This is a genomic window from Agrilactobacillus fermenti, assembly GCF_021030645.1.
In the GTDB taxonomy this organism is placed as follows: Bacteria; Bacillota; Bacilli; order Lactobacillales; family Lactobacillaceae; genus Agrilactobacillus; species Agrilactobacillus fermenti.
This window is the reverse complement of record NZ_JACGCJ010000014.1, coordinates 51378-76717: the sequence shown is the minus strand read 5'-3', so window position 1 is coordinate 76717 and position 25340 is coordinate 51378. Positions and strand designations below refer to the sequence as shown.

At 39.1% G+C, this 25340-nt stretch carries 27 protein-coding genes; all 27 read left to right on the top strand.

Features of this window, described 5'->3' with window-relative positions:
- Positions 1-1124 (top strand): PBSX family phage terminase large subunit (locus FHQ08_RS06790; RefSeq protein ID WP_230913644.1); only part of this gene is annotated, 1124 nt, incomplete at its 5' end.
- A 27-nt stretch (positions 1125-1151) separates the two neighbouring features.
- Positions 1152-2564 carry a phage portal protein gene (locus FHQ08_RS06785; RefSeq protein ID WP_230913643.1) on the top strand — a complete coding sequence of 471 codons (1413 nt, stop codon included), beginning with the start codon at positions 1152-1154 and terminating at the stop codon, positions 2562-2564.
- A 10-nt stretch (positions 2565-2574) separates the two neighbouring features.
- A complete protein-coding gene (locus tag FHQ08_RS06780; protein ID WP_230913642.1) occupies positions 2575-3993 on the top strand; it encodes a minor capsid protein in 1419 nt (472 codons plus the stop codon).
- On the top strand, positions 3986-4144 hold the full coding sequence (locus FHQ08_RS06775) for a hypothetical protein (protein ID WP_230913641.1): 159 nt from the start codon (positions 3986-3988) through the stop codon (positions 4142-4144). The genes FHQ08_RS06780 and FHQ08_RS06775 overlap by 8 nt, the downstream gene beginning before the upstream one ends.
- 113 nt (positions 4145-4257) lie before the next feature.
- A complete protein-coding gene (locus FHQ08_RS06770; RefSeq protein WP_230913640.1) occupies positions 4258-4890 on the top strand; it encodes a capsid assembly scaffolding protein Gp46 family protein in 633 nt (210 codons plus the stop codon).
- Between the two features lie 18 nt (positions 4891-4908).
- Complete coding sequence (locus FHQ08_RS06765; RefSeq protein WP_230913639.1) at positions 4909-5802, top strand: phage capsid protein; 894 nt, start codon at positions 4909-4911, stop codon at positions 5800-5802.
- 175 nt (positions 5803-5977) lie between these two features.
- A complete protein-coding gene (locus FHQ08_RS06760; RefSeq protein WP_230913638.1) occupies positions 5978-6358 on the top strand; it encodes a phage head-tail connector protein in 381 nt (126 codons plus the stop codon).
- Entirely contained in the window at positions 6358-6675 is a 318-nt protein-coding gene (locus tag FHQ08_RS06755; protein WP_230913637.1) for a hypothetical protein, read from the top strand. Before FHQ08_RS06760 ends, FHQ08_RS06755 begins: the two co-directional genes overlap by 1 nt.
- Positions 6668-7042, top strand: coding sequence for an HK97-gp10 family putative phage morphogenesis protein (locus FHQ08_RS06750; protein ID WP_230913636.1), 375 nt, complete (start codon positions 6668-6670; stop codon positions 7040-7042). The genes FHQ08_RS06755 and FHQ08_RS06750 overlap by 8 nt, the downstream gene beginning before the upstream one ends.
- Before the next feature lie 88 nt (positions 7043-7130).
- Positions 7131-7442 carry a hypothetical protein gene (locus FHQ08_RS06745; RefSeq protein ID WP_230913635.1) on the top strand — a complete coding sequence of 104 codons (312 nt, stop codon included), beginning with the start codon at positions 7131-7133 and terminating at the stop codon, positions 7440-7442.
- 11 nt (positions 7443-7453) lie between these two features.
- A complete protein-coding gene (locus tag FHQ08_RS06740) occupies positions 7454-8053 on the top strand; it encodes a phage tail tube protein (protein ID WP_230913634.1) in 600 nt (199 codons plus the stop codon).
- Positions 8053-8382, top strand: a complete 330-nt coding sequence (locus FHQ08_RS06735) for a fibronectin type III domain-containing protein (RefSeq protein WP_230913633.1) — start codon at positions 8053-8055, stop codon at positions 8380-8382. The genes FHQ08_RS06740 and FHQ08_RS06735 overlap by 1 nt, the downstream gene beginning before the upstream one ends.
- A complete protein-coding gene (locus FHQ08_RS06730) occupies positions 8351-8824 on the top strand; it encodes a tail assembly chaperone (protein WP_230913632.1) in 474 nt (157 codons plus the stop codon). The genes FHQ08_RS06735 and FHQ08_RS06730 overlap by 32 nt, the downstream gene beginning before the upstream one ends.
- An 86-nt stretch (positions 8825-8910) precedes the next feature.
- Positions 8911-9249, top strand: a complete 339-nt coding sequence (locus tag FHQ08_RS06725; protein ID WP_230913631.1) for a hypothetical protein — start codon at positions 8911-8913, stop codon at positions 9247-9249.
- Between the two features lie 3 nt (positions 9250-9252).
- Positions 9253-13209: a phage tail tape measure protein gene (locus FHQ08_RS06720; RefSeq protein WP_230913630.1), complete on the top strand. Its 3957-nt coding sequence runs from the start codon at positions 9253-9255 to the stop codon at positions 13207-13209.
- A 12-nt stretch (positions 13210-13221) separates the two neighbouring features.
- The gene (locus FHQ08_RS06715; protein WP_230913629.1) at positions 13222-14022 is read left to right on the top strand and encodes a distal tail protein Dit; all 801 of its coding nucleotides are present in this window, start codon (positions 13222-13224) and stop codon (positions 14020-14022) included.
- Positions 14019-16106, top strand: coding sequence for a phage tail spike protein (locus FHQ08_RS06710; protein WP_230913628.1), 2088 nt, complete (start codon positions 14019-14021; stop codon positions 16104-16106). Before FHQ08_RS06715 ends, FHQ08_RS06710 begins: the two co-directional genes overlap by 4 nt.
- 12 nt (positions 16107-16118) lie before the next feature.
- Entirely contained in the window at positions 16119-16304 is a 186-nt protein-coding gene (locus FHQ08_RS06705; RefSeq protein ID WP_230913627.1) for a hypothetical protein, read from the top strand.
- The gene (locus tag FHQ08_RS06700; protein ID WP_230913626.1) at positions 16288-16500 is read left to right on the top strand and encodes a hypothetical protein; all 213 of its coding nucleotides are present in this window, start codon (positions 16288-16290) and stop codon (positions 16498-16500) included. The genes FHQ08_RS06705 and FHQ08_RS06700 overlap by 17 nt, the downstream gene beginning before the upstream one ends.
- Positions 16500-19013: a hypothetical protein gene (locus tag FHQ08_RS12995; RefSeq protein WP_269073890.1), complete on the top strand. Its 2514-nt coding sequence runs from the start codon at positions 16500-16502 to the stop codon at positions 19011-19013. Before FHQ08_RS06700 ends, FHQ08_RS12995 begins: the two co-directional genes overlap by 1 nt.
- A gap of 59 nt (positions 19014-19072) precedes the next feature.
- The gene (locus FHQ08_RS06690; RefSeq protein WP_230913625.1) at positions 19073-20059 is read left to right on the top strand and encodes a hypothetical protein; all 987 of its coding nucleotides are present in this window, start codon (positions 19073-19075) and stop codon (positions 20057-20059) included.
- 27 nt (positions 20060-20086) lie between these two features.
- Positions 20087-20608, top strand: a complete 522-nt coding sequence (locus FHQ08_RS06685; protein WP_230913624.1) for a hypothetical protein — start codon at positions 20087-20089, stop codon at positions 20606-20608.
- 129 nt (positions 20609-20737) lie between these two features.
- Positions 20738-21253 carry a hypothetical protein gene (locus FHQ08_RS06680; protein WP_230913623.1) on the top strand — a complete coding sequence of 172 codons (516 nt, stop codon included), beginning with the start codon at positions 20738-20740 and terminating at the stop codon, positions 21251-21253.
- The gene (locus FHQ08_RS06675) at positions 21240-22250 is read left to right on the top strand and encodes a peptidoglycan recognition protein family protein (protein ID WP_230913622.1); all 1011 of its coding nucleotides are present in this window, start codon (positions 21240-21242) and stop codon (positions 22248-22250) included. Before FHQ08_RS06680 ends, FHQ08_RS06675 begins: the two co-directional genes overlap by 14 nt.
- Positions 22251-23046: 796 nt before the next feature.
- Positions 23047-23847, top strand: a complete 801-nt coding sequence (locus FHQ08_RS06670; protein ID WP_230913621.1) for a hypothetical protein — start codon at positions 23047-23049, stop codon at positions 23845-23847.
- Positions 23848-23984: 137 nt separating this feature from the next.
- On the top strand, positions 23985-24683 hold the full coding sequence (locus FHQ08_RS06665) for a uracil-DNA glycosylase family protein (RefSeq protein ID WP_230913620.1): 699 nt from the start codon (positions 23985-23987) through the stop codon (positions 24681-24683).
- Positions 24684-24764: 81 nt separating this feature from the next.
- On the top strand, positions 24765-25319 hold the full coding sequence (locus FHQ08_RS06660) for a GNAT family N-acetyltransferase (protein WP_230913619.1): 555 nt from the start codon (positions 24765-24767) through the stop codon (positions 25317-25319).
- The last annotated feature ends 21 nt before the right edge of the window (positions 25320-25340 follow it).

Below are 25340 nucleotides of genomic sequence, written 5' to 3'. Positions count from 1 at the left end.
TTGTTCAGAAAGTTATCATCAAAGCCTGCCAGCCTTGGCGATATCCACGTAAGGTTTTATGGTTGCGTAAAGTTGGGACCAGTGTTCGTGATTCAATCTTTGAAGATGTTAAGCAAGGGCTATCTAGTTTAGGCCTACTAACATATTGCAAAATAAATCAATCAAACTTTGAGATACAGCTACCAAATGGGGCTGTATTTTTGTTTAAGGGTATGGATGATCCCGAGAAAATAAAATCCATTAAGGGCATATCTGATGTAGTCATGGAGGAAGCAACAGAGTTCAATTTGGAGGACTATACACAATTGACATTACGTTTAAGAGAGAAAAAACATAAGTTCAAACAAATCTACTTGATGTTCAATCCAGTCAGCAAGCTCAATTGGGTATACAAACATTTCTTTGAGGTGAATCAAGATGACACTAAGGTTATTCAATCGACCTATCATGATAATCAGTTTCTGGATGAGCGCTCGCGTAAAAATATTGAAATGTTGGAGAAGTCAAATCCTGTCTACTATCGCATTTATGCTTTGGGTGAATTTGCCACCCTAGATAAACTAGTTTTTCCTCACTTTGAAACTAGACGATTGAATAAAGATGATCCAAAACTTAGAAGTATAAAATCGTTATTCGGCTTAGATTTTGGTTTCGTAAACGACCCGTCAGCATTTATTCATGTCAAAGTTGACGAGAAGAACAAAATGATCTATTTCATGGAAGAATATGCACGCAAAGGCCTGCTAAATAATCAGATTGCTGAGGCTATCAAGCAGATGGGCTACAGCAAAGAAGTGATCACTGCCGATGCTGCTGAAAAGAAATCAATTGAAGAGATTAAACGCGATGGTATTTCGCGAATCAGACCAGCCAAAAAGGGCCCGGATAGCATTATTCAGGGTCTTTCTTTTCTTCAGCAGTTTAAATTTGTTGTAGATGATCGTTGTGTCAAGCTCATTGAAGAACTACAAAATTACACTTATGTCAAAGACAAAAAGACTGGTGAGTATCTTAATAAACCAGTGGATTCATATAATCACTTGATTGACGCTGTTAGATATGCCGTTGAAGAAATTAATGGGCAAGCGAAGCCAAAAGCGTATGTATATCAGAACTTTATTTAGGAGGTGTGACTAATCGCAAATGCAAAAGTGAATGGTGTTGGTTCCATTACTGATAATGGGTTATTTATCTATCCAGCAGATACTGAAATAACCAAAGAAGATTTGCAGAATTTTATCAAGTATCATCAGAGTAATTTAGTTCCCGATTATCAGAAAAAGTTTGATTTATATAAAGGCAATCATGAGATGTTGACCATTGATACACACCGCAATGGACGCATTGATAACCGAATTGTTGCAAATTTACCTCATTATGTCGTTGACACGTTCAACGGCTATTTTGTTGGTATTCCGCCTAAAATTACGCTTGAAGAGAATGCTCAAAATGAGGGCTTGCAAACGTGGCTCAACATTAATTCTTTTGTGGATGTACTTAGCGAAGTTAGTAAGCAAGCCGATATTTTTGGGCAATCCTTTATTTTTGGTTATCAAGATGAAGATAGCAACACTCAAATAGCTTATTCTGATCCTATGCATTCGTTCATGATTTATGATGATACGATCCAACGAAGACCTTTGGCGTTTGTGCGCTATGGATTCAATGAGGATAACGAACTTAGCGGTACGATCTATCTTGCTGATAGATCATACACTATCAGTGCTGATTACAACATGGTAGATCAACAACCAAATGTTTTTGAAGCTGTGCCGGCGGTTGAATTTTTTGAAAATGAAGAACGGCAAGGTGTCTTAGATAACATTGTGTCATTGGCTAATGCTTTGGATAAAGCACTAAGTCAAAAGGCCAATCAAAATGAATATTTTGATAATGCTTATCTGCTTTTAGCTGGTTTACAACTGCCCACTGATGATAAGGGCAATCCAGTCTTTCAGTTAATTGAAAATCAAATGATCTATGCGCCAGATGCTGACGCTGCCAACGCTAAAGCAGAGTTCTTAACTAAACCTGATGGTGACAACATGCAGGAGCACTTGATTGACCGCTTAACAGACCTGATTTATCAAATCTCGATGGTGCCTAACCTTAACGATGAAGCATTCAGTGGCAATAGTTCCGGTGTAGCTTTGCAGTTTAAACTATTGCCGATGAAAAACAAGGCTCAAAATAAGGAGCGCAAATTTACCCAATCACTACGCAACTTATTCAAGGTACTGTTCACGCCTGGCAAGATTGTGGGCAGTGGTCAGGAAGCATGGCAGGACTTACAATTTAAATTTACTCGAAACATGCCAGTCAACGTGGCAGATGAAGCCCAAACAGCCAGCACTTTGGAGGGTATTGTTAGTAAAGAGACACAGCTGTCCGTTTTGTCTATTGTAGATGACCCCAAAGCTGAAATGGATAAAATGGCACAGGAACAAAAAGAAAAACTGGATCAGGCTGTTCAAAATAGTGCCAGCGCATTAGATTTCCAAAAGTCTAGTGGTCAGCAAGACAATGAAGATCAAGAAGCTGCTCAAAAAGAATCTGATAAGTAGGTGATGCCTCATGGATAACACCACTTATTGGAAAAAACGTGAAGCAAATGAAAATAAGTTCATTGCTGATAATATCAAGTCTGATGATGATTTTAATAAAGTTCTGCAGAAGCATTATGATGACCTAATTAAATCTATCAACAGTCAGATTAACGATCAATATATTCGATACGCTCAGCGCAATGGCTATACATTGGCCGAAGCTCAAAGAAAAGTAGCAAGCGAAGACGTTAAGGCATTTGAAAGTAGGGCTACGGAAATTGTTGCTGAAGCTCGTCGTATATATAAAAGTAAGGGTAATATTACTTCTGCTGATTTTAATGATGAAGTTAACCAGCGCTTGCGACTCTACAATGCGACAATGCGAATCAATCGCCTAGAAATGCTCAAAGCTGAAATATCTCAAGAAGTGTTAGATACAACAGTCAAGATAAACGCGGACATGGCCAACAGGCTTAAATCAGATTATATTGCTGAGGTAACTCGACAAGCCGGCATTTTAGGCAAAGATTTGGTATTACCATCTCTTAAAGAGATTACCAATATTGTTTATGCTCAAACCGGTAATGCGAAGTTTAGTGATCTATTGTGGTCGGATAACGATGTACTAAAAGCTAACTTGGATGTCCAATTAACGCGGGCAATTAGACAAGGGCTTAATCCGCGGGAAATTGCTAAGCAATTAACACCACTAGTCAGAGATACAGTTGGAAAAACTAAATCAATTACTGAACGAATAGCACGAACAGAATCAGCCAGAGTTCAGACACAAGCTCAGCTTAATAGTTTTAAAAAATATGATTATGAGTATTGTAAATGGATAGCCGAGCCCAGTGCATGTACGATATGCCGAGATATTGCTAACGGTGGTGAGGTACAGGGTGAACGTGGTGTTTATAAAGTCACAGAGGTACCTTATTTACCAGCACATCCTAATTGCCGTTGTTCATTAGCGGCATGGTATGAACCGGTGATTTTAACAGAGGATGAGCAAGCTGCTATTACACGGTATATTTCACCTGACGCCTATGTTTTGAATGATACATTCAGGCGAGGACTTGAATTGACGAATACTCAAAAAAAGTGGGTTAATAATTTGGATGCAGCTCTTAATAAACTACCGCCTTACAAAGCTAAAAAACTTTATCGCTCTATAACTCTTTCAAGTAGTCAAATACAAGAATTTATCAGCCAATATGAAATTGGTGCACAGATTAAATTCGATCAGTATGTTTCAAGTTCAAAGGGTATCTATGATCCTGACGATACCGTTAGAATAATTTTAAATGATTCTAAAACAGGCAGAGATATTTCATATTGGAATCCATCTGAGTCTGAAGTATTATTTAAACGAGGCACCATATTCAAGGTTATTGATCGATATGTCAGTAACGGCAAGTATAAAATTGAGGTGAAAGTTATTGACTGATAAGAAGCCTTATTCTGATAAGCGTTGGCATGATCCACTCCTTGGCAAAGTTATTAAAAAGGGTAGAAAACTAACCCCCGAAGAAAAAAAGCGAGACCAAGAGTTCATAGATGGAATATACAAGGCAGTTAAAAATAAAGATAAAAAGTAGCGAGCACATTGACAGATGTGCTATTTTTATGCGCTTTTTCCGTGCATTGCAGCGCTAAAAGAACAATCTGAGAGCCTCCCACGGCTATAAATGAGCGAAAGGAGTTTTAACCAATGAATAATGATAAAACGAAGCAAAGCCAGGACCTTGATGATGAAAATAAAACTACCGAACGGTTCAAATCCCAAACCGAAGATGATCCTAAGCCGGCAGAGGAAGAGGTTAAGCCTGTTGATGGTGAGAAAGTCGTCGAGAAGTTACAAAAACGCTTAGGTAAAGAACAAGCTGAAAAAAATGACTATGCTGACCGTTTGAAAAAAGCCGAAACCCGTATTAAAGAGCTCGAATCTGGCAAAGATGTCAAAAAGTTATCTGAAGAAGATAAAGTGGCTAAGGCTGAGTCTGAAAAAGATAAACAAATTGCCATGCTTAAGGCTCAATTAGAACGTAATGAAGCAATTAAGCAAACTGACGGTGTTTTTAAAGAAGCTGGTCTAAAAGTTGATGATGGTGTTTTAAACATGGTTGTAGCTAACAATGATGATCAAACTTATGCTAATGCCAAGGCTTTGATTGCTTTTGCAAATCAAGTTCAGGAAGAAACTCGAAATCAATATCTAAAAGGCAGGACGCCACGTATTAATGGCAAGCCTACCAAGACAATGAGCCGCGAAGAAATCTTAGCGATCAAGGATCCATTTGATCGTAAGAAAGCCATTGCCGAAAATATTCAAGAATTTCAATAAGATTAGGAGGCCATCAATATGGCAGTAGAACCAAATTTAATCAAGACCCCAGACATGGGTGATGTTGATGCAATTGACTTTGTCAATCAGTTCGCCTATTCAATCCAAAAGCTGCAAGAAGCACTGGGTATCACACGCCCACAACCAATGCGGCAAGGTAACAAGATTCAGACTTATAAATTTGATTTAAAGAAACCTGATGGTGATGCCGCAAAAGGTATCGTTGCTGAGGGTGAAGACATTCCATTGACCCATGTTTCTCGGGCTAAAGACCGCGAATTTGAAGTTGGCTTTCGTAAATATCGTAAAGCTGTAACTATCGAAGAAGTACAACGAGTCGGCTATGATATGGCGGCTAATCAAACTGACACACAAGTGCGTCAAGCGATTCAAAAAGACATCCGCTCTGATTTCTTCACATATCTTGGTACAGCTCCTACTGACTTAGGTACAGTATCCGGTTTGCAAGAAGCCTTTGGTAAGTCATGGGGTAAGCTCGGTTCTCTATTTGACAATGAGGATGTTGGTACGATCGTCTTTATCAACCCTGAGGACGCCGGCGAATACTTAGGCGGTGCCGTAATTGAGAACGGTCAATCTGTTGGCTTTGGTATGACTTTGCTTACTAGTTTCACAAATGTACGCGTGATTATTAATAACTCTGTTCCTAAGGGTACTTTCTATTCAACCGTGCAAAATAACATCAACTTGCAGTACATTGATGTTAATGGTGAAGCTTCTAAGATCTTTCATAACAAACAAATCACTACTGATGAAACTGGCTTGATTGCTTTAGTCAAAGATGACAACACCGTCAACTTAACTGACCAGTCTACGATCTATTTGGGTATGGCTCTGTTTGCCGAGGTTACTGATGGTGTTCTGAAAGGTACTTTAGCAAAAAAAGCGTAACGCCACCTAATAATGGTGGCGATAAGTTTGACCCATCTGGATCAACAAAACCAACTGACGTTCAGACGATTGATGAAATCAAAGCTTGGTTGACTAACCAAAAGATTGACTTTACAGGTAAAACCACTAAAGCTGACTTACTTGCATTAGTTCCTAAAGATTAGGTGGTGACTAAATGCCCGAGGCAACCGATTATTTAAGTAAGTTAAAAGATATGCTGTTGTTGGACACTGATAATTCTAAGAGAGACAAAGCCTTAAAAGTGATTCTTGACAACACTGAAGCTCAATTGCGACTTAAATTAAGTTTAGAGAGCGAGCAATCTTATCCAAATGAATTAAACTATATTTTGTTGCAAGTGTCGGCCAAACGCTATAATCGCCTAAAAAATGAGGGCATGACTTCATACAGTCAAGAAGGTGAATCAATTACTTTCGAAGCTAATGATTTTGATGAATTTTTGGACGATATTGCTTCATGGCGTAAAGCAAATGATAAAGATATCAAAACACTTGGGACGGTTCATTTTATTAATGGATATGGAAGTGAATCGTAATGCGCTATGATCACATAATTAAGTTTTATCTAGCAAATGATAACTATGACCCTGATGCTACTGAAGATACACAAGGCCAAGCCGTACTGGTCGCTGAATCCATCGCCAATGTCACTGACTTAGGAACTACTCGAGCGGTTGAATTACTAGGCAGTCTTAATGAACAGGCATTAGTTATTAGGAGTCCTGATAAAGTTGCTTTATCAAGTAACTGGAGCTATATACAGATTGATGACGGTGAGACCCATTATGTTAAACAAACGACTAGATTCCTTTTAAAAGAGGGAACATTGATCGTTGGTGAAGCTAATGGTTAAGATCAAGATTACTGGAACCAAAGGACTGCAAAAAGCTCTTGAAGAGCGTACCAGCCTAGAGCCAATCAAACAGATTGTTAAAAAACATACAGCCCAGCTGCAGGTCAAAGCTCAGCAAAAGACCACAACAGCTTATACAGGTCATTATGAAGGTAAAAAGTTCGTCAAACCAACGGGTGCTACTCGTCGTAGTATCGCTTTGATGCTTAGTGGCAATGGTATGACTGGCACGGTCGGTATGGGGACGTATTATAGTCCTTACCTAGAGCTAGGGACACGCTTTATGGCGGCTAGACCAGTACTAAAGCCAAGCTGGGAAGCACAACGAGTTTTATTCATAGCAGAACTTAAAAAGATAATGGGGTGATTCAATCAAATCACCAGAGCAAGAATTATATGACTACTTTTATAAACTTTGTCAAAAAGAAGGATATGATACCTATGATCATTTGCCAATGCAAAATGAAAATGTGCCTTATCCTTTTGTCGTAGTTGGTAGTCTACAAACAGTGTCCAACGCCACTAAAACCTCAATCAACGGTCAAGTTATTTTGACGATTGATTGCTGGGGTAACTCTAAAATGCAGTTAACTATCTCAAGAATGGTTGACCGTATTTTCCATGCAGCTATCGGCACTATTGAAACTACCAATTATCGTTTTTTTGGCAAAGTGAGTGCACATGAAAAACAATTGTTACAGGATACTTCAGTGCCAAATACGGTCTTGAACCGTGGTCTTTTAACATTAAGATTTGAAATTATGTAGGAGGTAAAAATATGGCGGTAGAGAACGAATTAAAATATCTACAAGGTATTGATACCGTGGCTTTTGTACGACCAAAAGCACAGGAACGAAATCAAGAAGGTCAGATCATTCCATGGCAGACATCTTTGTCCTTTGACCCACAACGAGATTCTGATACAAATCCGACCAAAGATGGCATCGTTGCAACGTCAAGTTCAGTAGAAACAGACTTTGAAGTTGAATTTATTAACAACACTTCTGCAATTGCTGACGTGATGTATGATTCATTATTTGATGGTGAAGTCTTAGAAAACTGGATTGTTTATCGTAATCGTCGTAACGCAGAGGGCAAGTATTTTGCGTGGTATATGCAATCAACAGTTTCTGAAGATTCCAATGATAATGATCCCGATGATAATTCAACACGTGATGTGACCTTTGCAGTAAATGGCACACCAAAACGAGGCTGGTTAGAATTGCCTAAGGATGCGCAAGAAGCTATTGATTATATTTTCCGTGGTTTGGGTAAAATCACTGACGATGATAAAACTGGCGGTGGTACTGCTTGGAATAAAACAACTGATAACGGCGTTAATGTTCCAGAAACAGGTAACACGCCAGCCCCCAAATAGTGCCCCCTAGCAGTCCTAAAATTACTACTACGGCGGGCGATACTAAGGTAGACTTTACATTTACGGCACCAGATAATGATGGTGTGCCAAGCAATGGAAAGAACGATCTAACTGGTTATAACATTTGGGTTAAAAAAGCTTCTGAAGCTTGGACAAGCAAACCAGCTCAAAGCTTGGCTAATGACAAATTATCGGGCACTGTTGATGGGTTAACAAATGACACAGAATATACTATTGCCGTTACGGCTGTTAATCCTGTTGGTGAAAGCAGCAAAGATGCCCAAGGAGCCAGTGCACATGTCACACCTATTGCAGCAACAACCAAGTAAACCAACCCTGCTATGGGTTATCGCGGGGGCTATGATTAGCCTCCGCTTTTTTAATATCTTGATATCTTTAAAAGAAAAGAAAGTTGGTAATGAAATGGAAATTGTGATCAATAAGAAAAAATACACATTATTTTTTGGTACGAAGTTTGTCCGAGAACTAGATAAGATCGCTGGACTAGATGTCAACGGTATGGGAATGGGCTTTAGTTTGGCCAAAACAATGCCAGCTTTACAGCAATACAATCCATCTGCTTTATCAAATGTGATCTGGGCAGCAACAGCTACTGACCCAAACCGTCCAAGCCGAGATGAAGTAGACACCTATATTGATACAACGACTGATGATCTAAAGAAATTGTTTGATGATGTACTCAGTGAAATGGGGAAATCACAACCGCTGAAGTTAGCTTTAAGTCGTCTAAAGGCAACGAACAAAAAGTAAAGTTAAGTTCAGCGCAACAATATCACGAAATCCTGCTCAACGCTTTTGCTTATCTTGGTTTTACTCAACTCATTGATATTGAAAGAATGAATTTAGCTGAATATCAGTTACGTATGGAAGCCTATCAACTTCAAAAAGTTGAACAAGAAGAACAGCTGGCTTTACAAGCTTGGTTTAATCAAACCGTGCAGGCAACGACTGGTGGCAAAAGACCGCGGCCAAAGTTCAAAAAGTTTGATCAGTTCTTTGATAAACAAACTGCTTATGATCAAGTACGTGCAGTGTTTGAAGAAGGCTACACAACTATTCATGAGTCAGCGCAAGAGAAGAAGCACAAGACAACTGAAATCTTCAATAAGCGTCTAGCTGAGTTTAATCAGCTTAAGAAACAAGGCAAAATCATACCAATTGATGAAAGGAGGTAGAATATGGCAACGGAATATAGTGTACAGGCTTCATTGTCTGCTGTAGATAAGGGCTTTGGTACAGTATTTCAAAAAGCTATTGGACAGGTCAGGGAGTTTTCAGCCAATGTTGGTTCATCACTTGAATCTGCTGGAAAACAAGTACAAGGCTTTGGCAAAACGCTAGGAATTATTGGAACAGCAGTATCCGCTTTTGGTATTTCCTCACTATCATCATTTGGTCAATTTGAAGCGTCTTTGAACAAAGCTGCCGTTACGGCTGGTGGCACATCAAAGGACATCAAGGGTCTGGCAGATGTTGCCAATGAGATGGGTGCCGTCTTACCAATATCAGCTCAGGATGCAGCAGATGCCATGATCCAAATGGCTCAAGCGGGTGCAGATGTTGGAACAATTAAAGAACAGTTCCCAGCTATCGCCCAAGCGGCAACTGCTACCGGTGCAGATCTAACAGACACCGCTACGGTCGTGCAAAATGCGATGAATATTTGGGGTGATTCTGTTAAATATCCGGCCAGAGCTGCAGCTATTCTAACTGATGCTGCCAATCTATCAAATGCGGGTATCGCTGATATGAAACAGGCGCTAGCGACAATCGGTGGCACCGCTAGAAGTGCTGGAATTGGGTTAGAGGACACAACGACTGCAATCGGGTTATTAACAAATCGTGGTTATAGTGCAGCACAGGCTTCACAAGATTTGAACCATGCAATTCTACAGATGATGGCGCCCTCTAAGATTGCTAAAGGGGAAATGACTGAGCTTGGACTATCATTCGTAGATGCACAGGGTAATATGAAACCTCTCCCACAAATCCTAAGTGAAGTTAATCAAGCATTAAATGGACTGGCTCCAGATGAAAAAGTAGCAGCACTCAAGAAATTATTCGGAACAGCTGGGATGGGGGCTATTTTACCTTTACTAGATTCAATTGCTGACAAGTCCGGTAGTACAACAACATCTTGGGATGCTTTCTCACAAAAGCTCCAAGTTGATGCTAAAGACAACGCAACAGCTACAAAGTTCTTATCTGACCAAGCTTCTGAAATGCAAAAAAATACCGGTTCTAAATTAGAACAAGTTGGTGGTAATTGGGAAAGTCTTAGAAATACAGCAATGCAAGCTCAAGAAGGTATCACTGGTGGCATGCTCGATTTAGTTAATAAAACTTTGGAATGGGCAACACAATCTGATAGTGGCATTGCTAAAGTAACACGTGCATTTCTCGGACTAGCGCCCGTCATCGGTCCAGTAGTCGTTGCGATTGGTGGATTTTTGACAGCTGCAGGTAAAATTACAAGTACGATCGGTAGTTTGACAAAGTTAGGTGGTATATTTGGGGCTTTATCAACACCAATAGGTTTAGCTGTTGCAGCAGTTGCTATTTTAGCTGCCGGATTTGCGGCACTATATGCTAGTTCTGAACCCTTTAGAAATGCAGTTCAAACGATTGTAAATGTTGTGGGCAAAAATTTGGGTGCAGCATTTACGACAGCTAGTAATGAATTAAAAACATTCGCGAATTCAATCAAAAACGATCTAGCCGGGAATTTTAATGCTAGTAAGGAAAGTGTCCAATCTTTTGCAGACACGATTAGCGGTGCTTTGAATGATGCAATCATGTTTGTTGTTAAAACGATTGAAACAGTCGTAACTGCTATCATGTCAATGTGGAATGCCTTCAAAGAATCTGGTGGCGCTCAAGCTGCCCTTAATCTAATCAAGAATACGGTTGGGTTACTCAAGGACGCCTTTGATGCTTTGGTTCCAAGTGCCAGCAACTCTGGGAGCGGCGTTAGCAACGCTTTTTCAACAGTGGGCACGGTAATTGGGAATGTGGTCAAGGCCTTATCCAGTTTTGTTCAGGGTATTCGAGACTCTGGTGCAGTTAAAGCGATTATCGATGGCATTAAAGGTGCTTTTGATAATCTGCTAATAATTTTTGATCCGATTATTAAGGCAATTACTAATTTTGTGACGCAATCAAACACTGCTAAACCAACACAGTCGATCTGGTATTCGATTGGAAAGGCTATTGGTAGCATTGCTAAATTTATTGGTCAATTGATTCCATATTTAGCACCACTTGTTGCTGGATTTATGGCTTTCAAAACAACAGTCAAGGTACTTAACACCGTAAAATCTGCTGTGAATGGGGTAGGCAGTGCGTTTAAATTAGTTCAAAGTGCCTTAGCAGCGTTAAAGACCGCTGCATTAAGCAACCCGTTCATTTTAATCATTGCCGCAATCGCTGCTTTAGTTGCTGGTTTGGTTTTGGCTTATAACAAGGTTGGTTGGTTCAGAGATTTTGTTAATTCGATTCCAAAAACGATTCAAAGCGGCTGGAATGCCTTAGTAGAATTCTTTACGACACTTTGGACCAATGTTCAAAACGTTTTTAAAACGGCTTGGGATACCATCAAAGCAATTTTTAGTCCAGTGGTGGATGCTTTAAAAACTGCTTGGCAAGGATTATCTGAATTCTTTACAGCTCTTTGGACTACAATACAACAGGTATTTCAAACAGCTTGGGACGTTATTACAGCTATCTTTGGTCCTGTTATCGACACCATTAAGACAAGCTGGAATGGGATGACCGAATTCTTCACAACACTTTGGACGGGTGTTCAAGGTGTCTTTCAAGCAGCATGGGACTTAATCAAAGCAATTTTTCAACCGATTATTGACTTCTTGAAATCTATTTGGACGCCAATCACAGAGTTCTTTACGACTTTGTGGGATGGTGTTACATCTGTTTTCTCTACGGCTTGGGATATTATCAAGGGGACTTTTCAGGTCGTTGTGGACTTGTTGAAATCTGTTTGGGATACAGTTTCACCATTTTTTACGGCACTGTGGGAAGGTATCAAAACTGTATTTTCAGCTGCGTGGGATGTTATTAAGACGGTTGTTAGTACGGCTTTTGATGCCGTCAAGACAACGATTGAGACCGTTATAGGTGTTATTAAGACGATTTGGGACACTGGCTGGAATGTCATTTCGACAATCCTAAAAACAGTTTGGGACGTTATGAGTACAATCGTTAAAACTGTTTTAGATGTTATTAAAGGTATCATCAAAACTGTAACCGATGCTATCAAAGGCAATTGGAGCGCTGTATGGAATGATATCAAGGGTATCGTTTCAACCGTTTGGAATGGCATCAAGTCCGTTGTTAATACCGTGATCAATGCAGTTAAAGGTATCATCTCTTCGGTTTTAAATGCGATTCAAAGTATCTGGTCTAAGGTATGGAACGGTATTAAAAGTGTTGCCAAATCGATCTGGGACGGAATCAAATCAGTTATTAAAACTGGGTTAGACGCTGTTTCAAACATTGTACAAACTGGTATGAATGCCATTAAACAATTCTTTAGCAGTATTTGGGATAAATTCAAAGGCATTGTCAGCAACGCCTGGGGCGGTATTAAATCAGCTGCGTCCGGTTTACTAAATAATCTTAAGGGTTTATTTGACCCAAGTCTTTTAGTGAACGCTGGTAAAAAAATCATTGAGGGCTTTTTGCGCGGACTTAAGAGTGCTTTTGAAGCTGTTAAAGATTTTGTTGGTGGTATCGGCAAGTGGATTGCTGACCATAAGGGTCCAATCAGTTATGATAAGAAATTATTGATTCCAGCTGGTAATGCCATCATGAATGGCCTGAATAATGGCCTTGTTGATTCATTTGGTGGTGTGATCAAATCAGTTTCTAGTATGTCTGATTCGATTGCACAAGCAGCCGTTCCTAATATTTCAACTGCTGATATTGCTGGAACTTTAGCTGCAGCAAACAAACAATTGAATAGTGGCCTTAGCGCTAATGTCAGTGGTCAAATGATCCTGACCCATCAACCAGCTAATGTAACACTCAATATGGGTGGGCATGAATGGAAAGGCTATGTAGATGATATTTCAGGGACACAAGATTCAAGCATCCAATTACATCGCTATAAGCTATAAAGGAGGGATTCCATGGGTCTATATGATTTTAGAGATTTATCAAAGTTTTTAGGAGATGAGGAGCCTTTCTTACCGGCCGAGGCAATGTTCATTGATAATGTACCTATTGAAGAGCAAATAGATGGCTACCAGACTTTGAATGTTAGTGGACGTGAATTATTAAGCTATGAGCCTAAGACAACTGACATCCCCGCGATGGACGGTAAAATGTTCCAAACTGCCAACTATCCGGAACGGGAAATTAAAGTTGCATATAAATTAAAGGCAAAAGATGATCAGGATTTTCGAACGAAATATGACTATCTAAACTATTTACTATCACAAAAACAATTTTCGTTTTGGTTTAAAGACGATCCTCTATGGAGCTTTGTAGGTATTTTATCTGATGCAGATGCAGTACCGGTTGGGACCAACGAAGTTGCTAGTTCTTTTACAATTTTGTGTACAGACCCATTTAAGCATTGCCGCTATCCGGTTAATACTCAGGGCATAGGCTCGGTCACAACACTAGAGCCTATTTATTTTGCTTCAATTCCAGATATGATCTCGGTAGTGCTCAAATCATCAACAAATCAGGTTCAAATAACTAATGGGGACTTACAGATTGTTTTGAATGGCAAGTTTAATGCAAATGATGTATTAGTTGTGCGTCCAACTGGCGAACAATATATAACCTTAAATGGAAATTATCATCCGGAATTGCTGGACTATGCTAGTGATTTGGAGAATTTTAAGATCAAACATATGGATACCATCAAAGTAACGCCAGCAACGGCACAAATTGAAATTGTAATGCGGAGTGGTCGCCTATGAGAATTTTACTAATGAATCAGAAACAACAGGTTTTTGACATTGTGACCAGCTTGATTGAAGGCTGGGAAACATTGGAGATCAATACTGCTAAACAATTAGATTTAACGATGGCACTGACCAAAAAGAACTTGGCTAATTTACAAAGGGCGGTCTATGTAGGTGTCCCAGTTCGAGTTGGGACTGGTCGTGATTTCCACATCTATGCTATCCAAAGCTTTAAGGCAAGTGACAGTGAGATCACACTCACAGGTATTGAAGAGGCCTACGATGATTTAGATGCGTATGGCTATCTGCCTGAATATCGAATGAAAGACTGGCAGTTCAAAGACGTTGCTGATCGAGTATTCAAGGGAACAAGATGGCAGTTTGGCAATATACCTGATATTCCAAAATCGACCGTTTATGTTTATTACATCTCTCGACTTGAGGGACTGAAAAAATTAGTGAATGCGTTTGGCGTTGAAACTGATTTTGTCTATACGATTCAAAACAACGTGATTACTAAGCGTACGGTCAACTTCTATCAACGATTGGGCAAGGATACCTATAAGCGTTTTGTTTATGGTTCCAATGCTTTATCCATTGCTCGTGAAGAAAGTCGACTGAACATCTATACGGCGGCTGTCGGTATGGGTAAAGGTGAAGAAAAAACTGATGAGGCCGGCAATTCAACTGGTGGCTATGGTCGCAAGATTCGCTTTGATACAGTTTCGTGGTCAAAAGCTAATGGGGACCCTGTTGATAAACCGCTGGGACAAGAATGGGTTGAATATCCAGATTCAACAGCAAAATGGGGCTACTCTGACGGCAAGCCCAGAACGGCTATTTGGACATTTGATGATATCGAAGATCGAACTGAATTATTACGAGCTACTTACGATAAATTGATTGAAAATGCACGTCCACTTGTACAGTTCGTATCTGATATTACTCGGATTGGCGACTTAAGCTTGGGCGATTCAGTAATTATTGTGCGTCATGATATTGGCATCGTGTATAAAGCTCGTGTCTTCAAAATCCATCGCAACCTTTTGGACTACACACAGACAACCGTAGAGATCGGAGACTATCTTGTTAAGTCTCAGGCCGAACGTGAGGACGAGACACAAGATCAAATCGATAATACGAATGACCGTATTGATGAAACGAATAATTACGTAGATGATACCAAAGAGGAAATCGAAAAAAATACTGATCAAAAACTCGATGAGAATTCAAAGAATGACCAACAGTATGCTTTAGATTCGGCAAATGGCCGTTCCAAAAATTATTATGGGGATACTGAGCCTACTGGCGCTATTGAGGGTGATCTTTGGTTCAAAGGTGCTTTGGGTACTGGTGCAGTCACAATGTATAAGTTCATTGATGGCAAATGGGTTGAGATGTTCCCCGAAGGACGCGATGAAGAGCTGAAAGCAGCAATGAAAAAAGCTGATGAAGAGACTGAAAAGATGATTAAAGCTGCTGGGTTCGATAACGCTCAGCAACTTTATTATGCCGTCAATAACAATAAAAATAACATCGTAGACATTCGTGCAAATGTTAATGGCTTACAATCGACGGTCACGAATAACCAAAATAATACTAATAGTAGATTCACACAGCTCTCCAACCTATTTGATATGAAAATTTCAAATACAGAAAACAGCTTATCCAGCCAGATTACTCAAAAAGTCAATAGTATCAAGTTAGAAGTTCGGGGCAGTGGTTCTAACTCTTACTTGTATTTAAATGGATCACAAGTTGAATTAGGCGGTAGTAATATTCATATTAACGGCAATACTTATATTGAAAATGGCGCGATCAATAACGCAGCTATTGCCAACCTTGATGCTGGGAAAATCGTCAGCGGTCAATTAAATAGTATCGATATAACAGGCCAGTCGCGTATTGATCTACGACCATGGAGCGGCGGCCAAGGCACACAAATTTCAGCGGACTATGGTATTTCCACATCCGGTACGCTTGAAGTTTATGGCTGGACGCGAATCCATAATACCGTAGATATTTACGGTACCACGTCCGTAGTAGGCAGCTTTTACTGCGATCGGTTATTTATCAACGGAACAGAATTTAGACCCTAAGGAGCAGACAAGATGAACGAGAATTATATTGAGAATGACATTGTAAGTTACGCGGTTGGTGATCTAAGTGCGCAAATTGGGCAACAATCGATCACGTTGGCTAAGTTCAAACACGATAATGATCGATTGCGTAAAGAAAATGAAGAGCTTAAAAAGAAATTGGAAAATGGAGGGAAGACACATGTTAAAAACGATTAAGACAACAAATTATGAGGGTATCATCACAATTGATGGTGCTGTTGTAGCTAATTTATATTGCACAGTTAATGAAGATGGGTCCAGCACCTATAATAGACGGCTACCAGACCAAGCAACCTATGATGCTCATAAAGAGGAAATTCAAAAAGAAATCACTGAGTTTGAAGCACAAGTCGAAAAAGAGAGGGATAAGTAATGTCATTAGATCAAATCTATTTGGACACTAATAAGAATGCCCCCTTTAACCCGATAAAATTGACAATTCGAGAGGGCGATAAAAGTGAATTATTACCGGTACAACTATCTAAAAACTTCAAAATTCAAGATTTAACATCAGCTAAATTGAGTTTTCAAGCAGATAAACCAGATGGCAAAGTGATCATTGACAATGACTCTAGCCATTTCTCTGACAAAAGCTCATCAGGATTTTTTAACTATCGCTTACCAGATGAATTATATCAATCAGCCGGAGCCATTAAACGGGCTTACTTCACGATTGGCGAACAAGAGAGTACAGCTAATTTTCAAATTAGTATTTTACGAAAAGTAGGTTCACCAGAAGCTTCTGATAACTATATCACTGATGCTGAAAAGATTTTAGATAATATGAAGTCCCAGAATGCAGCTAGTGATGATGTGCTAAAGAACAGTCGTGATAAGTTCAATGAAATAGACCAGGGTTGGAATGAACGTAAGCCTAAACTAGATGATGGTATAAAAAAAGCCAATGATGCAGCAACAAGCGCAAATCAAGCACATGATGGTCTTGAAAAAATCAAGGCCGATACTGTTAAAGCAACTCAGGACGCGAATACCCAGACGGCCCAAGCAAAAGATGCGACTGATAAAGCTAGTGCCGCCGCTACGAATGCTAATACGGCCACGGATAAAGCTAATAGTGCGGCCACTTTAGCAAATACTAATGCTGACAAAGCCAATGCAGCAGCCACTAAAGCTGATACATCTGCTTCAAATGCAGATAAAATCACCAAAGAAACCAAAGATTTCCTAGCCGCTGCACCTACCAATCCTGCTTTCAAGGGTCCTAAGGGTGATAAGGGCGACAAAGGAGATAAAGGTGACACCGGTGAAACTGGGAATGGTATTGAATTAACCGGGCAATTAGCTAAAGTGGAGGACCTACCTAAAACTGGAACAAACGGTGAAGCTTATACTATCAACGGCGATCTATGGTTTTGGGATATTTTAGCCAAAAAATTTGTTAATGGTGGTCCTATTAAGGGTGAAAAAGGTGACAAAGGGGATACTGGCCCTCAGGGATCTAAAGGAGATACTGGCCCAACTGGACCAAAAGGTGACACCGGCCTTCAAGGACCAAAGGGCGATACAGGTGCACAGGGCCCTAAGGGTGATAAAGGCGATGTAGGTCCTAAAGGTGATAAGGGAGACCGTGGTGAAGTTGGTGCTGGAATCAACATCAAAGGTGCAGTCGCGTCAGTAGCAGATTTACCAACATCTGGTCGAACTGATGGCGATACCTATCTTGTTAAAGACAATCAGCTTTATGTATTTGATGCAGGTAGCAAAACATGGACACCAAGTGGAACGTACCCTGATCGGCATAAAACCGTGACTTGGTATAATTACTTACTTCATAGCGATACGATGAGTGATTTTATACCAAATGGTGACGTGCAATCAATTTCTGATCATGAAGTTGTACCCGGACAAAAGTCGCTCAAAAATAATGGCTTATATTGGGGCACACATACACCTTATTTACAAATAAATGAAGGCGATAAAATAGTACTTAGTTATTACGCCGAAACTGATAAGAATTTTAAAGGCATGATTGGAATGTTTGGAAATTATGAAGATCAATGGACAGGACTACAGAGTTGGTTAACCCCTAAGCCTGGAATAAATCGCTATTTTATTTCATGGATAGCTCCCAAAACAACTAAGTATCGTTTTAGAGTTGAGGCAGCATCACCGACGGGCGTTTTCTATTTGGCAGGATATCAGGTGGAAGTTGGTGTCACATCTCCATCACCATATCTCGTCAATACTGGTGTCCCAGATTGGACGAATACCAGTGATGAAATTAAAAAGTACCTTGATACTCACAACATTGCTTATGATGCTGCAGCTACAAAATATCAACTTATGCAGCTGATACCCAATCAAGGTGGTAGCGGTAAGTCTGCATATCAAGAGTGGTTGGATGCTGGTAACAAGGGAACCGCGGCCGATTTTCTTGCGAGTTTGAAGGGAGCTAAAGGGGACGCTGGTCCACAAGGTCCTAAAGGTGACAAAGGCGATACGGGTATAGCTGGTCCAAAGGGTGACACTGGTCAAGTGCCTGATATTTCAAAGCTATTCACTGGATTGCCACAGCTATTTACTGGAGATTTAAATGCTGCAGAACCCGGATTAGTATTAGCAAAAGGCGGTGCCAACTCACCAGCGGATCACGACTTCTATGTGATGACAATGAAAGACATTGCCGGAACGAATATTAAACAAATAGCCTATGATACAACTATTGCCGAAACTTACACACGGATTTTTGACGGTACAACCTGGACCGCCTGGGATAAGACACCGACCAAGGATGATTTAAATCAAATCTTGCAACAAGCAACAACGATGTTTTCTAATGTCTTTAATAAGGCTGCTAATGACACTGAAGCAAAAGCCAATTCTCAAAAGACCCCAGGCGTTGCTTTCTACACTGTGGAGGGATAAAAATTAGTATTTATATCAATAACAATAAAACAAAAGACTTTTTTACAGGTGGCAAAAAATTGAACAGTTTATGGGCAGGTGGTCAGAAAATATTCAGCAAGGCCATTCCTGGTGGGTTGACACAATTACACATTAAATACCCCAACCGAATGTATTTTTTCACAGTTTCAAAAGACGGATATGTGTATATATATGATGATAAACAAATACTGTCTTTATATGATCCAAGAGGTCAAAAAAAATGGAGCAAGAATGTGCCTGGTGATGGTGACTTTTACTGGAGCGGCTCTTCATCTAACTTCTTCACTACAGATGAAAACAATCTAGGATATATATCTTATTATGGGTATTATGATTGTTATGATAAAACGAATGGAAATAGAATTGTCCATAAAAAAATGCCTGCAATTGATACGAGAACAATATTTTTTTCAACTTCCAATAGAAGTGAAGACGGATATATCTATGTTATATCAACGACTAATCCATACGGCGGAATAGATACTATCTTGAAAATGAATAGCAAAGGAGATATAGTATCTCGAATTCATTCGGATATTCTTGTGAGTGAGATTGACTATGATTTTCAAATAAAGAACAACTTGATCACAGTGCAAGGGAAAAAGGGTATTGTAAATGTTTTCTCAATTATCAATGGTAAAAAGATTGGAACAATCACCCCTGAGGGAGCAAATACTTTTGCTGAACAAATGGCCTTAACTAATAAAGGAACAATAATACAGACAGCCAACAGCTGGTCCAAAGGGTATGTTACAGAATACAGCAAAGACGGAAAAGTGTTACAGCACCTAAAACAAGTAGGTAAGAAGGGCGAAATAGTAATGTCCCTATTGGTTGACAATGAAGACAACATTATTGCATGGGTGGATAAAGCCATTGGAAAGTACAATCAAGATTTTAAAAAAATGTGGGAATGGAATGCTGGCATTACAGATTGGGGAAGCCATGCTAACTTTACTACGGATAAAGTAGGAAATATCTATTATTGTGACGATGCTGGGTCAGTGTTTAAAATTTCAGCATAGCGAAGTGAAAAAGAGTGGTGAAGCCTTATGGCACTGCGTGTTAAAAGAATAAGTATTGATATTCGCCAAGATTGGGTCAGGTTTCTAGTAGCTGGTATTTCGATTGCGTTGGGTTTTTATATTGTGACTCATGAAAACTACCTGGATAACCGAATTACTCACGCGAATTTAGTTGGTTGGTTAGATGATAAAAACATCGGTATTCTAATTATCATTGTAGGGCTACTAATGATTAGTTCTGTTTTTATCAGATTTGCCTTCTGGCGATTACTAACACTAATGTTGAATGCCTTTGTTTCGGGTGCAATTCTATTCGTGTTCTTTGTCAGGGATCTAGATGGGGCTCACAATATGACTTGGATATACGCTTTGTTCTTCGTCCTCGCAATTTTTGGCATAGCGTTAATGGATACGGGCACAGCGGGGAGGAATAAAGATGAACAGCGCAAAAGACTGGATCGTCGGGATATTGGGGTCGGGCGGAACCGTCGCCATGATAACCGGCTTTTTTCAACTTTATGGAAACAAAATACAAAGCAAGAAAGATAAAAAAATATCCCAGCTGCAATTAAAAGTAACAGAATTAGAACATGAAATTCTTGAAAAAGAACAACATATTACATTTCTGCATGAACAACTGGAATTTTATAAAAACATGTGTAAAAAGGAGTGACAAAGTTGGATCTGATTAAATCTATTGGCATTGGAACATCGCTTGAATTGATCGTAACAGCGCTAATTTGTTGGGGGTTTACCCAACTATTCAAACAAACGTTTGTTAATAACAAATGGGCCCCTTGGTTTAGCGCAGCGGTTGGTGTAGTTGCTGGAATTATAATTTCAGTTTGGCAAAAAGATACAGTGTTTACAGGTGCAATTTTAGGACTGCTTGTTGGTTTTGCGACAAGCGGTCTTTTTAATGGTTTCAAAGCTTTCTTTGGAACGATTGAAAGCAAGACTGATTCAAAAACCAATGAATCTAAGAAAACAGCTGAACCAATTTCACTTGCAACAGACACACAGCCAAAACAAGCGCTAGAACCGAAACCAGTTGAGTTATCAAGCAACACTGAACAAATTGGAGTTCAGCCAATGCCGCTTAGCCAACCAGCTGGCGCTATTGGCCAGCCACACGGAGATGAACGTGATTCTGCAGCAACAGTGAAAGGAGGTAATACGAATGTCAATTCTTGATCGCGTGGATAAAACATTTGCTCTTGGTGATAACGAGGGTGATTCTCGCACAGCAGAAAACTACTATATTGTTTTGCATGAATCGGGCAATCAGTCGGATGTGAATGCTAGTGACCCTGCACGCAATGAAGCGCAGTTCATGAAATCTAACTGGAATGGACAAAAAACAGGTGCAGCAGCCTATGCCACTTATTTCGTCGGTAGTGGTGGCAAAATCTTTCAAATTGGTGAACCTGGATATGTTGCTTGGGCTGCGCTAAATGCGAATCCTTACGCACCTATCCAAATTGAGTTAGCACGTACCAATGACCCGGAAACCTTTAATAAGGACTATGCCACTTATGTTGAACTAGCCCGCTATTGGGCACAAAAATTAGGTATTCCGTTGACCTTAGATGCTGGTGGTCAGGGCACAAAAGGTATTAAGACTCATCAGTGGGTGACAAACAATTATGGTGGTGATCATGTTGACCCACTCACGTACTTCGCGGCGTGGGGCGTCACTAAAGATAAATTGGCACACGATTTAGCTAATGGCCTTGGCATTGAAGAGAGGGGTATTGATGAAGTGAATTATGATGATTTCAATCAGCCACGTAGTCGCAAGATTTTAGGTGTTGCCTATGTAACAAAGTCTGATGGTGCTACATTATATTCTGAGGCAAACCCATGGGATAAAACAGGTCGTGTGTTACCGGTAGGTAGTGCATGGCAGATTTCTAGTGAACATGGTAATTACTGGCAGATTGGCGGCTATGTATCCAAAAATGATGTTGTTGTAAAAACAAACACTGGTATTCAAACGGGCAACTGGGTTGGCATGACTATCAGTATGAATGTTGATACAAATACATTCGACAAACCCGATGAAGATAAACTGGCAATCACAAAAAAAGGTGAGAGTTGGTTGGTGATTGGGCAAAACAAAGACGCTAGTTGGTTCCAGATCGGTAGCAATGTCTGGGTACCAGCTACAAACTGCGATGTGATTCTATAAAATAAGCCTCTTACCTGTAGTCGGGTAGGGGGCTTATTTTTATTGAAAAAATATTAAATGTTTTTCTATTTACAGAATCCTAGTGATGGTCTAAGGATTACGTAGATTACAAAAATTACGGACATTACAGAAAGTAATTATTGAAACCTAAATCTAATTAGTGTAGTCTATAAGAGTAGTCGTCTGAGTGTTAATTGCCTATCGTCTTGCCGTCCTATCGCCTAGGAGGGCTATTTTTTACAAAAAAATAGCCCTCAGTAGTCGCCTGAGGGCATAGTCCACTGTCGCCTATCAGTCGACTTCATGTATTGTATTATTTAGCTTTGGTATTTCAACTAACACCTTCTTTAGATAATGCTCTATTTCTTTATTATAATAATTTACACAAGTGAAACTTACTTATTTAACAGTTATGCAATATTAGAGAAAAGTGGTACAAAATTGGGATACGTCAGTTGTAATACCATGAAATCAATATGTGCAACAATTGAGTGGGAATAGCCTAGAACCATTCCTATCTATTTCAGTCCTGTATCAAGGTACGTTTTTCCTTGATATAGGGCTGTTTTTTTGTGGCTGAAAATGGATAGAAGATGATACAAAATGGTAAAAGTGTGGGATTTCGCGTGGGATTTTTTTATTTAGCTGATTTTCTCCCACGGACATGCCCAAAGTATTGTCAATATTGAACACTAATAATCTCTATTCTTGATTAATTGAAGTAGATATATGAAGAATCATTTATAAATTGTGTTTTATTTATAAATACAACAATAAAAAGGACTGATATATAAATATGGAACTTTTAGTACTTTGTGCAATAATAATTATTTTTTCTGCAATAACTGCGATTTTTTCTGAAAGAAAATCCCGTATTCAAAATTTTGTAAAAACTACTAGTCCTATTCGTGGGTATCTTCTTTGGATTAAAGATGAGTTAATTTATAGTTGGTTTTTTTGGACCAAAAGAAATTTAATAATTCTTTTAACGCTTGTTACTACAGCGTTCATAGGTTTATCAACATATAGACTAAATATGGCTAATAATCAATTGAGATTAAATATCCCAGATTATTTAGCTTTAACGGATAATAAAGTTCAAATTAAAACAAAAGTTGAACAAGGAATGTTAGGCTCAATATATGTAGCAAATGTCAATGCCAAGACAAAAGAAGTTTCTAGTTTTGAAATTGAAAAACCGAAAATAGGTTTCTTTAAAAGAGTTGAGCCAGAAATAACGCTCAATTCATCAACCGAAAGACACTTATTGATCAAGCGTAAAAACAATGGACAGAATTATGTAAGTGGATATATTGTATATGAAGATAAAAGTTCCAATAAATATTTGATCAATTATATTAAAGTTTATTTAGATAAAAAGGGTAAGATTATTAGAGCTCACAACAAAAATACTCCTATAGGAACTGTTATAAGTAATGAACAATTGATAGCAGATGAAAATGTCAAAAGGGCGTTAATTAAATTAGATACAGCTGCAAAAAGTCGTGGATTGATTCCTGTAAAAAGGCCATCAGTTAGAAAAGTAATGCAGGACAGAAATATTATTAAGAAATACTTTGAAAATACCTTTGAATGACTACAGAATAAATATATAAACCATAAATAGATAGCTATTTTAAGTTAAAGACAGTAGTTATTTCAGATTGAAACGTTCTTTTAATTAATATAGTGTATGATTAAATTCAAACCATTCTATAAAGAGGTGGGTTAAACTTGTCTTTTGCTGAAAAAGTATTGCAGTTTTATAGAGATTTAGCGGATTTTTCAATTAAGTTGCCAGATGGTTTCAGTATCATCAATCCTTATAACGGTGCGCAAAAAGCGCTAGTTTTTCAATTGGCTGCTGCTTTTTATCAAACGTATTATAACGACAGTCGACCGCGAAGATTGATACTAGGCAGTTCACCGGCGAGACGCAGCACGGCGATAACGGGGATCCCCTTTGAAGATATGAAGTTCCTGCAAAACGAGACAGGAATTAAAGTTGATAAATTTCAAATCAATCAAGCTTCATCTGGATTTTTGAGTGATGTAATTGGTCGCTTTGGCGGCCGTGATCATTTTTATGCTAATTTCTACATGAACTTTGTTTGTCCACTTGGTTTAACTAGAATAAACTCGAAGGGAAACAGAGTGAACTGTAACTACTATGAAAGCAGAAAAGTACAACATGAGTTATTGCCATTTATCATCGAATCCTTGCGCCAGCAAATTAATTTTGGCATCGATACATCGGTCTGTTATTGCATTGGCAGTGGTGAAAATTATCAGGTATTAACGAAAATTAATGCTACATATCATTTTTTAAATACGATCGTGCCTTTAGAACATCCGCGATTTATTATGCAGTATCATTCTAAAGATAGAGATTATTATCTGGCAAAATATCTTACGGCGTTAAAACAGCCCTAAGCCTATCAATCAAGATAGAATTAGGGCTGTTTTTGTCGTGAATGAACTTTAAATGACATTTTAATATGAAATAGATTAAATATGGCGTATATTAAAATTAAATTATTGGCGCATAAACAAAATAAAGCGGTGAGGCTTATGTTGAAGATTCGGCAAGCACAGCCTAAAGACTACTCTCAAATTGGGCAAGTTTATCTTAAGAGTTGGCAAACTGCCTATCGGACTATTTTACCCGCAAAATTTTTAAATGACCTATCTGCTGATTTGTGGATACCCCGGTTGGCCGTTCCCAAACGCTTAATACTAGTTGCTGAAACGGATCAGGGTATTATCGGCGTGGTAACCGGTGGGAAAAGCAGTGACCAAATGCGGCCAAATTGGGCGGAGTTGATGTCGATCTATCTTTTACCAGACTATTTTCACCAAGGAATTGGGCAAAAGTTGCTTGCTACATTTGAGCGTAAGATCTATGCACAGGGTTATCAACAAATATTTTTGTGGGTATTGGCTAATAATGATTCAGCACGTCGTTTTTACGAAAAATGTGGCTTTCAATTAGCAGCAGACACACATGAATTAGATTTTGCCGGTGAGACTGTTTCAGAAGTGCGCTACTTGAAAAAAATGACTTTGTAACGATAGGGATGGTGAAGACCT

Bases quoted from the DNA above. Each gene is read 5' to 3' on its own strand.
- FHQ08_RS06715 (WP_230913629.1), top strand. From the start codon at position 13,222: ATGGGTCTATATGATTTTAGAGATTTATCAAAGTTTTTAGGAGATGAG.
- FHQ08_RS06760 (WP_230913638.1), top strand. From the start codon at position 5,978: ATGCCCGAGGCAACCGATTATTTAAGTAAGTTAAAAGATATGCTGTTG.
- FHQ08_RS06730 (WP_230913632.1), top strand. From the start codon at position 8,351: ATGTCACACCTATTGCAGCAACAACCAAGTAAACCAACCCTGCTATGG.
- FHQ08_RS06745 (WP_230913635.1), top strand. From the start codon at position 7,131: ATGCAAAATGAAAATGTGCCTTATCCTTTTGTCGTAGTTGGTAGTCTA.
- FHQ08_RS06705 (WP_230913627.1), top strand. From the start codon at position 16,119: ATGAACGAGAATTATATTGAGAATGACATTGTAAGTTACGCGGTTGGT.
- FHQ08_RS06755 (WP_230913637.1), top strand. From the start codon at position 6,358: ATGCGCTATGATCACATAATTAAGTTTTATCTAGCAAATGATAACTAT.
- FHQ08_RS06700 (WP_230913626.1), top strand. From the start codon at position 16,288: ATGTTAAAAACGATTAAGACAACAAATTATGAGGGTATCATCACAATT.
- FHQ08_RS06765 (WP_230913639.1), top strand. From the start codon at position 4,909: ATGGCAGTAGAACCAAATTTAATCAAGACCCCAGACATGGGTGATGTT.
- FHQ08_RS06720 (WP_230913630.1), top strand. From the start codon at position 9,253: ATGGCAACGGAATATAGTGTACAGGCTTCATTGTCTGCTGTAGATAAG.
- FHQ08_RS06670 (WP_230913621.1), top strand. From the start codon at position 23,047: ATGGAACTTTTAGTACTTTGTGCAATAATAATTATTTTTTCTGCAATA.
- FHQ08_RS06780 (WP_230913642.1), top strand. From the start codon at position 2,575: ATGGATAACACCACTTATTGGAAAAAACGTGAAGCAAATGAAAATAAG.
- FHQ08_RS06685 (WP_230913624.1), top strand. From the start codon at position 20,087: ATGGCACTGCGTGTTAAAAGAATAAGTATTGATATTCGCCAAGATTGG.
- FHQ08_RS06725 (WP_230913631.1), top strand. From the start codon at position 8,911: ATGAATTTAGCTGAATATCAGTTACGTATGGAAGCCTATCAACTTCAA.
- FHQ08_RS06750 (WP_230913636.1), top strand. From the start codon at position 6,668: ATGGTTAAGATCAAGATTACTGGAACCAAAGGACTGCAAAAAGCTCTT.
- FHQ08_RS06675 (WP_230913622.1), top strand. From the start codon at position 21,240: ATGTCAATTCTTGATCGCGTGGATAAAACATTTGCTCTTGGTGATAAC.
- FHQ08_RS06710 (WP_230913628.1), top strand. From the start codon at position 14,019: ATGAGAATTTTACTAATGAATCAGAAACAACAGGTTTTTGACATTGTG.
- FHQ08_RS06660 (WP_230913619.1), top strand. From the start codon at position 24,765: ATGGCGTATATTAAAATTAAATTATTGGCGCATAAACAAAATAAAGCG.
- FHQ08_RS12995 (WP_269073890.1), top strand. From the start codon at position 16,500: ATGTCATTAGATCAAATCTATTTGGACACTAATAAGAATGCCCCCTTT.
- FHQ08_RS06770 (WP_230913640.1), top strand. From the start codon at position 4,258: ATGAATAATGATAAAACGAAGCAAAGCCAGGACCTTGATGATGAAAAT.
- FHQ08_RS06740 (WP_230913634.1), top strand. From the start codon at position 7,454: ATGGCGGTAGAGAACGAATTAAAATATCTACAAGGTATTGATACCGTG.